The sequence below is a fragment of the Streptomyces sp. AC627_RSS907 genome (genome assembly GCF_019049165.1).
This window is the reverse complement of record NZ_JAGMUE010000079.1, coordinates 30,783-42,848: the sequence shown is the minus strand read 5'-3', so window position 1 is coordinate 42,848 and position 12,066 is coordinate 30,783. Positions and strand designations below refer to the sequence as shown.

Annotated in this window: 2 protein-coding genes (1 of these 2 cut by a window edge); both read left to right on the top strand. The window is 76.3% G+C overall.

Annotated elements, in window-relative coordinates; all coding sequences use genetic code 11:
• A protein-coding gene (locus tag KUM32_RS18535; protein ID WP_254405775.1) for an SDR family NAD(P)-dependent oxidoreductase crosses the window boundary here: on the top strand, nucleotides 1–3,424 show its 3' portion. The gene continues 3,374 nt to the left of window position 1, outside the view; 3,424 of the gene's 6,798 nt are visible here — the last part of the coding sequence; the start codon falls outside the window, past its left edge; its stop codon occupies nucleotides 3,422–3,424.
• Nucleotides 3,421–12,066: a type I polyketide synthase gene (locus KUM32_RS43560; protein WP_254405774.1), complete on the top strand. Its 8,646-nt coding sequence runs from the start codon at nucleotides 3,421–3,423 to the stop codon at nucleotides 12,064–12,066. The genes KUM32_RS18535 and KUM32_RS43560 overlap by 4 nt, the downstream gene beginning before the upstream one ends.

Genomic DNA, 12,066 nt, shown 5'->3' with positions numbered 1-12,066 from the left:
CATCGGGCATCTGGAGTCCGCGGCCGGCGTCGCGGCGCTCACCAAGGTCGTACTCCAGCTGCGCCACCGGGAACTCGTCCCGTCCTTGCACGCCGATCCGCTGACCAGCGGGGTGCGGTGGGAGACCGCACGGTTCCGGGTACAGCGCGAGCGGGCGCCGTGGCCGGGACGCGCGGACATGCCGCGCACCGCGGCGATCAGCTCTTTCGGTGCCGGCGGGGCCAACGCGCACGTCGTCCTCGCCGAGTGGCCGGCGCCGCCGGCCGTGCCGGAACCGGCCGAGCCGCGGCTGTTCGTGGTGTCCGCCCGGGACACCGCCCGCCTCGACGAGAGCGTGGCCCGGCTGGTGACCCACTTGGAGGGCAGCGCCGGGGACGTGGCCGCGGTCGTGACCGCGCTGCTGACCGAGGTCGGTGCGACCGCGGCACGGCCCGACGAGCCGTTCGCCGAGCTGGGCCTCGACTTCCCGCGACTGGCCGACCTCGCCCACCGCGTCCGGGCGGTGTTCGGAACCCGCCCGGCGATCGACGGAGAGACCACCGCGGAGAGCCTGGCCGCCGCCCTGGGCACGGCCGCCGTCGCGGTGGATCCGGCGGCGCTGGCGTACACGTTGTGGTCCGGGCGTGAGCACCTGGACGAGCGGCTCGCCGTTGTGGCCACGACCACCGCCGAACTCGTGACGGCGCTGCGCACCGGCGTCGGCTGCCACCGCGGCCGCAGGCGGAAACCGGCCGCCGCGGCGACCGGTGACGACCTCGACGCGCTCGCCGCCGCCTGGGTCACCGGGGCCGAGATCGCCCCGCCGATGCCGGAGCGAGCGCGCCGGCTGTCGCTGCCCGGCTACCCGTTCGCCCGGGACCGGCACTGGGTGGCCACCGGCACAGACCCCGGCCGGGTGCGGGCCGACCTGGTGGAGCTGCCCGACGGGCACGTGCTGGCGGCCACGATCTCGCGCGACGGCCACGGCTGGCTGGCCGACCACGCCGTCGACGGGACGACGCTGGTGCCCGGGACGTTCTTCGCCGACCTGGCCCTGCGGGCCGGTACCCGGCTCGGCCGGCCGGTCGTGGCCGAGCTGGTGATCGAGGCGCCGCTGCCGTTCGGCGACGCCGACCTGCGGCTCACCACTGCCCTGCCCGGCGACGACGGACGGTGCTCCTTCGAGGTACACGCCCGCGCCGCCGGAGCACGGTCCTGGATCCGGCACGCGACCGGCGCGCTCGCCCCCGCCGGTGGCGCCGCGACCGAGCCGCCACCGCTGCCCGGCGACGCCGAGGAACTCGACCTCACCGGCTTCTACGACCGGCTGACCGGTTATGGCCCCGCCTTCCAGGGGCTGCGCCGCGCCTGGCGGGCCGGCGACACCGTGTACGCCGACGTCACCGTGCCCGGCGGTGACGCCGGTCCGTACGCCGTGCACCCGGTTCTTCTCGACGCGGCGCTGCACGCGGTGGCTCTCGGCGGATTCGTCCCTGGCGGTCGGGCTCACCTTCCCTTCGCCTGGTCCGCGATCCGGGTCGCGGCGAGCGGCGCGGTCGCCGCGCGTGCCTGCGTCGCCCCGGTCCGGCCCGGTGTCGTCTCGGTGCGGCTCACCGATGCCGCCGGAGGGCTGGTCGCCTCGGTGGACGCGGTGACCCTGCGCCCCGCCGGAGCCTCGGCCGACCCGCTGTACCGCGTCGACTGGGTGCCCCTCGGCGACGTCGGTCCCGGCTCGCCCGGCCGGTACGCCGTCGTGGGTCCGGACCGGGACGGCGTCGGCGCCGCCCTCACCGACGCGGGCGTGACCGTGACCCGAGTGGACACTCCGGCGGCGCTGACCGAACCCGCCGAGGTGGTGATCGTGCCGGTCGCCGCGACGGGGACATCGGCGTCCGCCGCGTTCGAGCTGACCCGTGACGTCCTCGCCCAGGTGCGTCACTGGCTCGGCGAGACGCGTTTCGGCGGCACCCGCCTGGTCTTCGTCGCCACGGACCCGAGCCCGGCCACGACCGCCGCATGGGGGCTGCTGCGCTCGGCGCAGTCCGAGCACCCCGGCCGCTTCGGCCTCGTCGAGCTGTCCGGGGCGGCCGAAGCGGAGGCCCTGCCGCGTGCCCTGGCCACCGGCGAGCCGCAGCTGGCGGTCCGCGACGGCCGGGTACTGGCGGCCCGCCTGGTGCGCGCCCCGGCCACCGAGGCGCCACCGTCGCGCCGGCCGGGCACGCTGCTCGTCACCGGCGGCAGCGGAGGCCTCGCCGCCCCCGTGGTGCGTCACCTGACCGCCCGGCACACGTTCACCGACGTGCTCCTGGTCAGCCGTAGCGGGCGCGTCCCCAGCGGCCTCTCCGGGCTGAACGCGCGGATCGAGGCGGTCGCCTGCGACGTCGGTGACCGGGATGCGCTGGCCGCGGTGCTCGCCGGCCGGACGATCAGCACCGCGGTGCACGCCGCCGGGGTGCTCGACGACGGTGTGGTGACCGCGCTGGACACCGGCCGGCTGGAGACCGTGTGGCGGGCCAAGGCCGCCGGCGCCCACCACCTCCACGAGCTGTTGCCCGAGGCCGAGCTGGTGCTCTTCTCCTCGGCGGCCGGCGTGCTCGGCGGGCCCGGACAGGGCAACTACGCCGCGGCCAACGCGTATCTGGACGCGCTGGCCCGGCACCGGGTCGCGGCGGGTGGCCGAGCGGTCTCGGTGGCCTGGGGGCCGTGGGACCTCGACGACGGTATGACCGCCGACCGCGAACGGCTGGCCCGAGCCGGCCTCGCCGCGCTGCCGGTCGAGGCGGGACTGCGCCTGCTGGACACCGCCCTGGCCGGTACGGAGCCCGACGTGGTCGCGCTGCGGTTGGGCCCGGGCGCCCCGGCGGTCGTGCCCCCGGTACTGCGCGGCCTGCTGAGCGCCGCACCGGCAGCCGTCGCCGACCCGGGCCTGGCCGGGCTGGGGTCCGCGGAGCTGCGCGCCCGCCTCTCCGGCCTGGTCCGCGGCGAGGCGGCGGCCGTGCTCGGCTACGCCGGTGCCGCCGCGATCGACCCGGGGCGTTCCTTCCAGGAGCTGGGTTTCGACTCGCTCAGCTCGGTGGAGTTCCGCAACCGCCTCGGCGCGGCGCTCGGCCTGACGCTGGAGGCGACCCTCGTCTTCGACCATCCCACCCCCGGTGAACTGGTGGAGCACCTCGCCGGGCGGTTCGACGGCGACACCGGCGGGACCGGCGACCTGCCGGCGCTCTTCGCCGACCTCGACCGCCTCGCCACCGACCTGACCGAGGCGGCCACCGACGAGGTGTTCCGCGGCCGGGTGGTGCAACGGGTGCGCGAGCTGCTCACCGCCCTGAGCCCGGAGACCGCCGAGGCGTCGCCGGACCTGTTCGCCACCGCCACCGACGACGAGGTGTTCGCCCTGATCGACGCCGAGCTCGGCACTCCCATACCGGGTCAGGAGGACCGATGAGCAGCGAGGACAAACTCCGTGACTACCTGCGCCGTGTCACTGCGGAGCTGCAGGTCACCCGCCGACGGCTGAGGGAGGTGGAGAGCCGGTCCGCCGAGCCGATCGCCGTGGTCGGCATGGCCTGCCACTATCCGGGCGGCGTCGAGTCGCCCGAGGACCTGTGGTCACTGGTGGCCGAGGGCCGCGACGGCATCACCGGGTTCCCCCGCGACCGCGGCTGGGACGTGGACGGGCTGTACCACCCCGACCCCGACCACCCCGGCACGTCCACGGTCCGTGACGGCGGATTCCTGCACGACGCGGCGGCCTTCGACGCCGGCTTCTTCGGTATCTCGCCGAAGGAGGCGCTGTACACCGACCCGCAGCAGCGGCTGATTCTGCAGACCTCGTGGGAGGCGGTGGAGCGGGCCGGCCTCGACCCGGCGGCGCTGCGGGACACCCGTACCGGGGTGTTCACCGGGGTGATGCACCACGACTACCACGGTGCCCAGGGCGGCGGCAGCGTCGTGTCCGGGCGGGTCGCGTACCAGCTCGGGCTGCGCGGCCCGGCCGTCACCGTGGACACCGCGTGCTCGTCGTCGCTGGTCGCGCTGCACCAGGCGGTCCGCGCCCTGCAACGCGGCGAATGCGACATGGCGCTCGTCGGCGGGGTCACCGTGATGGCTACACCGAGCGCGTTCGTCGAGTTCAGCCGGCAGCGCGGGCTCGCTCCGGACGGGCGGTGCAAGCCGTTCGCGGCGGCCGCCGACGGCACCGCCTGGTCCGAGGGCGTCGGCGTGCTGGTGCTCGAACGGCGCTCCGCCGCGGTGGCGGCAGGCCGCTGGATCCAGGCGATCGTCCGCGGCGTCGCGGTCAACTCCGACGGGGCCAGCAACGGCCTGACCGCCCCGAACGGCCCCGCGCAGCGCCGCGTGATCCGGGATGCCCTGGTCGACGCCGGCCTCACCCCGGCCCAGGTCGAGGCGGTGGAGGCGCATGGCACCGGCACCCCGCTGGGTGACCCGGTCGAGGCCCAGGCGGTGCTCGCGGTGTACGGCGGCGACCGCCCGCGCCCGCTGCGGCTGGGCTCGGTCAAGTCCAACCTCGGGCACACCCAGGCCGCGGCGGGCATCGCCGGGATCATCAAGATGGTGATGGCCATGCGGCACGGGGTGCTGCCGCGCACGCTGCACCTGGACCGGCCCACACCGTACGTGGACTGGTCGGCCGGTTCGGTCGAGCTGCTGGCCGAGCCGGTGCCGTGGCCGGCAGGCGACGAACCGCGCCGCGCGGCCGTCTCGTCCTTCGGCGTCAGCGGCACCAACGCGCACGTCATCCTCGAGGAGCCCGCAGCGGCCACCCCGGCGCCAGGCACCGAGCCCGGGGAGTCGTGGCCGTGTGCCTGGGCCGTGTCCGGCCGGTCACCGGCCGGGCTGCGCGCCCAGGCCGCCGCGCTCGCCGCCGATCTCGGCGCCCGACCCGACCAGGACCCGCGGGACATCGCGTCGTCCCTGGTCAAGACGCGGGCCGGGCACGAGTACCGGGCCGTGGTCTGCGCCGACGACCGTGACGCACTGCTGGCCGGTCTCGCCGACATCGCCGCCGGACGGCCGTCTCCGACGGTGGTGGAAGGCGTCGCCGGAGCGCCCGGTCAGGTGGCCTTCCTCTTCCCCGGCCAGGGATCGCAGTGGCGGGAGATGGCGGTGCGGCTGCTGGAGAGCAGCACGGTCTTCCGGGAACGGATCGCCGAGTGCGAGGCCGCGCTCGCACCGTACGTCGACTTCGAACTGACCGCCGTACTGCGCGGCGAGCAGGACTACGACCGGGTCGACGTCGTGCAGCCGGTGCTGTTCGCGATGATGGCGGCGCTGGCCGAGGTGTGGCGTTCGGTGGGCGTGACCCCGGCCGCGGTCGCCGGCCACAGCCAGGGGGAGATCGCCGCCGCGTACGTCGCCGGTGCGCTGACCCTGCCGGACGCCGCCCGGGTGGTGGCGCTGCGCAGCCAGGCGCTGGTGGAGCTGTCCGGCCTCGGCGGCATGATGTCGGTGGCACTGCCTGCCGAGCAGGTCCGCGAACGCCTGCGCGCCTGGGCCGGGCGGCTGTCCCTGGCCGCGGTCAACGGCACGTCCTCGGTCGTGGTCTCCGGCGACGGTGACGCGCTGGACGAGCTGCTCGCCGAGCTGGAGGCCGAGGGCGTACGGGCCCGTCGGGTGGACGTGGACTACGCCTCGCACAGCGCGCACGTGGAACGCGTACAGGAGAGGGTCCGCGCCGCGCTGGCCCCGGTGATCCCGCGCCCGCCGGCCGTACCGTTCTTCTCCTCGGTCGAGGGCCGGTGGATCGACGGCGACGACGCGTTCGATGCCGACTACTGGTACCGCAACCTGCGCGAGCCGGTCCGTTTCGACGAGGCCGTCACCGCACTCGCCGGCCGCGGCTGCACCACGCTGCTGGAGGTCAGCCCGCACCCGGTGGTGTCCACCGGAGCCCAGGAGACCGTGGACGAGATCGGCGCCGAGGTCGCCGTCCTGCACACGCTGCGCCGCGACGAGGGCGGGCCGGAGCAGCTGGTCCGGGCGCTGGCGCAGCTGCACGTGCAGGGCGTCCGCCCGAACTGGTCCGCGGTGTGGCCTGGGACCCGGCCGGCCGAACTGCCCACCACCGCGTTCGTGACCGAGCGGTACTGGCTGCCGGCCGGCGGCGGGGACCCGTCCGCCCTGGGCCTGGACGCCGTCGAGCATCCGGTCCTGCGGGCCGCCGTGCCCGGGGCCGACCGGCTCGTGCTGACCGGACGCCTGTCGGCCGCCACCCATCCGTGGCTGGCCGACCACACCGTCGAGGGGCACGTCGTGCTCCCCGGCGCCGCCATGGTGGACCTGGTGTCCCGGGCCGGTGACGAGGCCGGCTGTCCGGTGGTCGAGCAGCTGACCCTGCTCGTCCCGGTCGTGGTGCCCAAGGACGCCGAGGTCCGGCTACGGATCGAGGCCGGCGAGCCCGGTACGGACGGATCACGGGACGTGACCGTGCAGGGCCGGGCCGGAGCCGGTGGCTGGACACTGCACGCCACCGCCGTCCTCACGCCGGGCGGTGACCCGCCGCCGTCCGCGGCGACCGCCTGGCCGCCGACAGGCGCCGAGCCGCTCGACGTGGACGAGCTGTACGCACGGCTGGACAGCGCCGGACTCCGGTACGGGCCGGGGTTCCGCGGCGTCCGCGCGCTGTGGCGGGACCGGGCCGGGGACCTGTACGCCGAGGTCGCCCTGCCCGGCGCCGAGCCGGGCGGGTTCGGCATACACCCCGCGCTGCTGGACGCCTGTCTGCACCCGCTGGCCCTCAGTGGCCTCAGCACCGGGGCGCAGGAGCGGCCCGCGCTGCCGTTCGAGTGGACCGGGGTACAGGTGCACGCCGTGGGCGCGGACACCGTCCGGGCCACGCTCACCGGCGTCCGGGACGGCGCCGCCCGCATCGAGCTGACCGACCCGGCGGGGACGCCGGTCGCGTCGGTGCGGTCCCTGGTGCTCAGCCCGCTCCCGGACGGCACACTCGGCCTGCCGGACCGCGGTGACCTGCTGCTCCCGCAGTGGACGCCCCGGACGTTGCAGGACGGTCCCGCCGACGGGTACACGGTCAGCGATCCCGCCCTCGCCCGGTTGCTGCGGGTGTCGCCGAGCGACGACATCGCGCCGTTCGTCCTGGCTCCGGCCCCGTCCGGCCCACCCGCCGAGGCCGCCGAGCGGGCGCTCACCATGGTGCAGGAGTGGCTGGCCGACGAACGCCGGGCCACGTCCACTCTCGTCGTGGTGACCCGGCGGGTGCTCGACGATCCCGGCGAGGCCGCGGCCGCGGCGCTGGTGCGCTGTGCCCAGGTGGAGCACCCGGACCGCTTCGTGGTGCTCGACCTCGCCGACGACGACGACGCCACCGTCGCGGCGGTCCCGGCCGCGCTGGCCGCGGGCGAGCCGCAGTTGGGCCTCGCCGCCGGCGCAGCCCGGGAGCTGCGGCTGGTCCGGTTCTCCCCGGCGGGCGAACCGGTCGGCGACCTCGGCACCGTCCTGGTGACCGGCGCCTCCGGCACGCTCGGCGGGATCGTCGCCCGGCACCTGGTGCACGACCTGGGCGTCCGCGACCTGGTGCTGGCGAGCCGGCGGGGGGCGCAGGCCCCGGAGGCGGCCGACGTGGCCGCGGAGCTGACCGCCGCCGGCGCGCATGTCGCCGTGGTGGCCTGCGATGTCGCGGACCGGGCGGAGCTGACCGCGCTGCTCGGCACGACGACCGTCAGCACTGTGGTGCACGCCGCCGGGCTGCTCGACGACGGGCTGGTCACCGACCTCACGCCGGAGCAGCTGGCCCGGGTGCTGCGCCCCAAGGTCGACGCGGCCTGGCTCCTGCACGAACTGCTCCCGCAGGCCCGGCTCATCCTGTTCTCCTCCGCGGTGGGCGTGCTCGGCGGTCTCGGCCAGGCGAACTACGCCGCGGCCAACGCCGCCCTGGACGCGCTGGCCCGGACACGCCGGGCCGCCGGGCTGCCTGGTGTCTCGCTGGCCTGGGGCCTGTGGGCCGACGAGAGCACGATGACCGGCGGCGCCGACATGGCTCGATTCCGCCGCTCGGGGTTCCCGCCGCTCCCGCGCGACGCCGCCCTGGCCGCGCTGGACGCCGCCCTGACCGTCGCCGAGCCGGTGCTCGTGCCGGTCCGGCTCGACCTGGCTGCGCTGCGTACCGCGGACGACGCCGTGCCTCCGGTCCTGCGGTCCCTCGCCGGGGCGCCGGCGCGGCGTACGGCCACCCGGGGCGGTGTCGCCGACTCCGAGCTGGTGGCCAGGCTCGCCGGCAAGAGCCCGGGCGACCGGCACCAGGTGCTGCTCGAGCTGGTGCTGGGGCACGCCGCCGCCGTGCTGGGACATGCCTCACCTGACACGATCGACCCGGACCGGGCGTTCAAGGACGCGGGGTTCGGCTCGCTCAGCGCGGTCCAGTTGCGCAACCGGCTCTCCGGTGCGACCGGCCTGCGGCTGCCGGTCACGCTCGTGTTCGACCACCCCAGCCCGGCCGCGCTGGCCCGGCACATCGGCGACCGCCTGGCCGGCGCGGACCAGCCGATCGCGGCCTCGGTGACCGCCGGGGGCACCGCGGACGACCCGGTGGTGGTGGTCGGCATCGGCTGCCGGCTGCCCGGCGGCGTCCGCGGCCCGGACGACCTGTGGGACCTGCTGGTCGCCGAACGGGACGCGATCGTGCCGTTCCCGGACGACCGCGGCTGGCCCCTCGCGGAGCTGCACGACCCGGACCCGGATGCGGCCGGCACCTCGTACGCCCGGTCCGGCGGGTTCGTCTCCGGCGTGGCCGAGTTCGACGCCGCCTTCTTCGGGGTGTCGCCGCGGGAGGCCGTGGCGATGGACCCGCAGCAGCGGCTGCTGCTGGAGACCGTCTGGGAGACGTGCGAGGACGCCGGCATCGACCCGGACACGCTGCGCGGGACCGGCACCGGCGTGTTCATGGGGGCCATGTACCAGGACTACGGCCGGCTGCTGGAGGGCGCCGCGGCCGAGGGGTTCCTCGCGCCGGGCGTCGGCGGCGGCGTGCTGTCCGGAAGAGTGGCGTACACCTTCGGGCTGCAGGGGCCGGCCGTCACCGTGGACACCGCCTGCTCGTCGTCGCTCGTCGCCCTGCACCTGGCCGCACAGGCGATCCGGGCCGGCGAGTGCGACCTCGCGTTCGCCGGCGGGGTGACCGTGCTCGCCACGCCCGCGGTGTTCGTGGAGTTCAGCCGCCAGCGCGGGCTCGCCGCGGACGGCCGGTGCAAACCGTTCGCCGCGGGCGCCGACGGCACCGGCATGGGAGAGGGCGTCGGCGTGGTCCTCGTCGAGCGGCTGTCGCGGGCCCGCGAGCACGGTCACCAGGTGCTGGCCGTGCTGCGCGGCAGCGCGGTCAACTCCGACGGGGCGAGCAACGGGCTCACCGCGCCCAACGGCCCGGCCCAGGAGCGGGTGATCCGGGCGGCGCTGACCGCCGCCGGGCTGGGCCCGGCCGACGTGGACGCGGTCGAGGCGCACGGTACGGGCACCGTCCTCGGCGATCCGATCGAGGCGCAGGCGGTGCTCGCGGTGTACGGCGGCGCCCGCACGCGACCGCTGTGGCTGGGCTCGGTCAAGTCCAACCTCGGGCACACCCAGGCCGCGGCCGGTGTGGCCGGGGTGATCAAGGCGGTGCTGGCGCTGCGGCACGGCGTGCTGCCGCGCAGCCTGCACATCGACGAGCCGTCTCCGCACGTGGACTGGACCGCCGGCGACGTGGCGCTGCTGGCCTCGGCGCAGCCCTGGCCGCGACACGAGGCGCCGCGGCGCATGGGGGTGTCCTCGTTCGGCATCAGCGGGACCAACGCGCACGTGGTGATCGAGGAGGCGCCGCCGGAGCCGGAGGCGGAGGAGGAACGGCCGGTCCTCGACGGGGTGCCGTGGCTGCTGTCGGCACGGTCCGAGGCGGCGTTGCGCGAGCAGGCCGCCCGGCTGGCGGCCACCGCCGCCACGGATCCGGCGGCGGTGGCGTACGCGCTGGCCACCACCCGCGCCGTCCACAAGCACCGGGCGATGGTCACCGGCGCGGACGAGACGGCGCTGCGGACCGGGCTGGCCGCCCTCGCCGAGGGGAACACCGTGCCGGCCGTGCGGCGCTCCACCGCCGCGCGGCACCGGCTGGTCCTGGTCCTCACCGGCCAGGGCAGCCAGCTGCCCGGGATGGGGCGCGGGCTGTACGAGACGTTCCCCGAGTACGCGCGGGCCTTCGACGAGGTGAGTGCGCACTTCACGCTGGACACCCCGCTGCGCGAGGTGGTGTGGGGCGACGGCCGCCTGCTCGACCGCACGGAGTACACGCAGCCCGCCCTTTTCGCGCTCCAGGTGGCCCAGTTCAGGCTGGTCACCGCCTGGGGGCTGCGGCCGGAGATGCTGATCGGCCACTCGATCGGCGAGCTGTCCGCGGCGTACCTGGCGGGCATGCTCGTGCTCGAGGACGCCGCCACGCTCGTCACCGCCCGGGGGCGGGTCATGGCGGGGCTGCCGGCCGGCGGCGCGATGGTGTCCGTCCGGGCCGCCGAGGCGGTGGTCCTGCCGCTCCTGGCCGGGTACGCCGGCCGGGTGTCGGTCGCCGCGGTGAACGGCCCGGACGCGGTGGTGCTCTCCGGGGACGAGGATGCGGTGCTGGAGGTAGCCGGCGTGCTGTCCGATCGTGGGCACCGCACCCGGCGTCTGCGGGTCGGGACGGCGTTCCACTCGGCCCGGGTGGAGCCGGCGCTCGCCGAGTTCCGGGCGGTCGCCGAGACGGTCACGTTCCAGCAGCCCCGGATCCCGATCGTCTCCACGGTGCGGACCGACGAGAAGATGATCTCGCCGGCGTACTGGGTGGACCAGCTGCGTGGCTCCGTTCGGTTCCTCGACGCGGTGCGGGAGGCGGACCGGGCGGGTGGCGCCGCGTTCCTGGAGCTGGGCCCGGACGCGGTGCTCGCTCCGGCCGTCCGCGCCTGCCTGCCGGAGGCGCCGGTTCCCCCGGTGTCGCTGGCCCGGCGGGACCGCCCGGACGTCCGGGCCGCCCTCGGCGCGCTCGGCGCCCTGCACACGTACGGTGTGCGCGTCGACTGGCCGGCGGTGTACGCGGGCCGTGCGCCGCGGCGCCGTCCCTTGCCGCGGTACGCGTTCCAGAGCCGCCGGTACTGGCCCGAGCCGGTACCACCGGCTCCGGTCCCGGCGCCCCGGCCCGCGGCCGACGCTCTCTGGTCGGCGCTGGGTTCCGGCGACCCGGCGGCCGCGCTGAGCATGCTCGGCCTGCGCGGCGACGAGACACCGCACCAGGTTCTCGCGGCCGTGGCACGGTTGCGGCCCGGCGCCGGCACCCGGCGACCGGTGCGGTGGCGGCTGGTCCCGGACGCCGAGCCCCCGGCCCTGGACGCGACCGTGGCACTGGTGGCGCCGCCCGGCGACGACCTGGAGCTGACCGACGCCCTCGCCGGCGCGCTGGCCAGACACGGGGCCCGGGTGACGGCCGACGCCACCGAGCGGCCCGATCTGGTGCTCGTCCTGCCCGGCGCCGACCCGGCCGGGATGCCCGGGGTGCCGTTGTGGATCCTCACCCGGGGCGGCTCGCCGCCGGTCGCGGATCACGTCGTCGACCTTCCGCCGGAGATGGATGCCCGGGCCCGGGCCCGGCTGTGCGCCGTGATCGGGCAGGGGCACACCGCGGCACGGATCCGGCCGGAGGGAGTGTTCGTCGCCGAGTACGCGGACGAGGAACCGGCTGTTCCGGCGCTCCTGGACGAGGCGGTGACCGAGCCGCCCGCGGGCGTCGAACCCTCGCCTGCGTCCGCCGGGTCGGGATTGTCCGGTGAGTTGCGGGCGGCGCTGACGAGGCTGCCGCGCGACCGGTGGGACGCCGAGGTGCTGACCGGGGTGCGGGCGCTGGCAGCGGCCGTGCTGGGGCACGACTCGGGCGCCGAGATCGGCGCCGAGGACGAGTTCTTCGATCTGGGACTGTCCTCGGTCACCGCGCTGGAACTGCGTGATCACCTGGGCGCGCTGACCGGTCTGGAATGGGCGGCGGACGTGCTTTACGAATGCCCTACTCCGCAGGCTCTCGCGGATCTCGTGGTCGCGCGAATGAGCGAGGAGGAATAG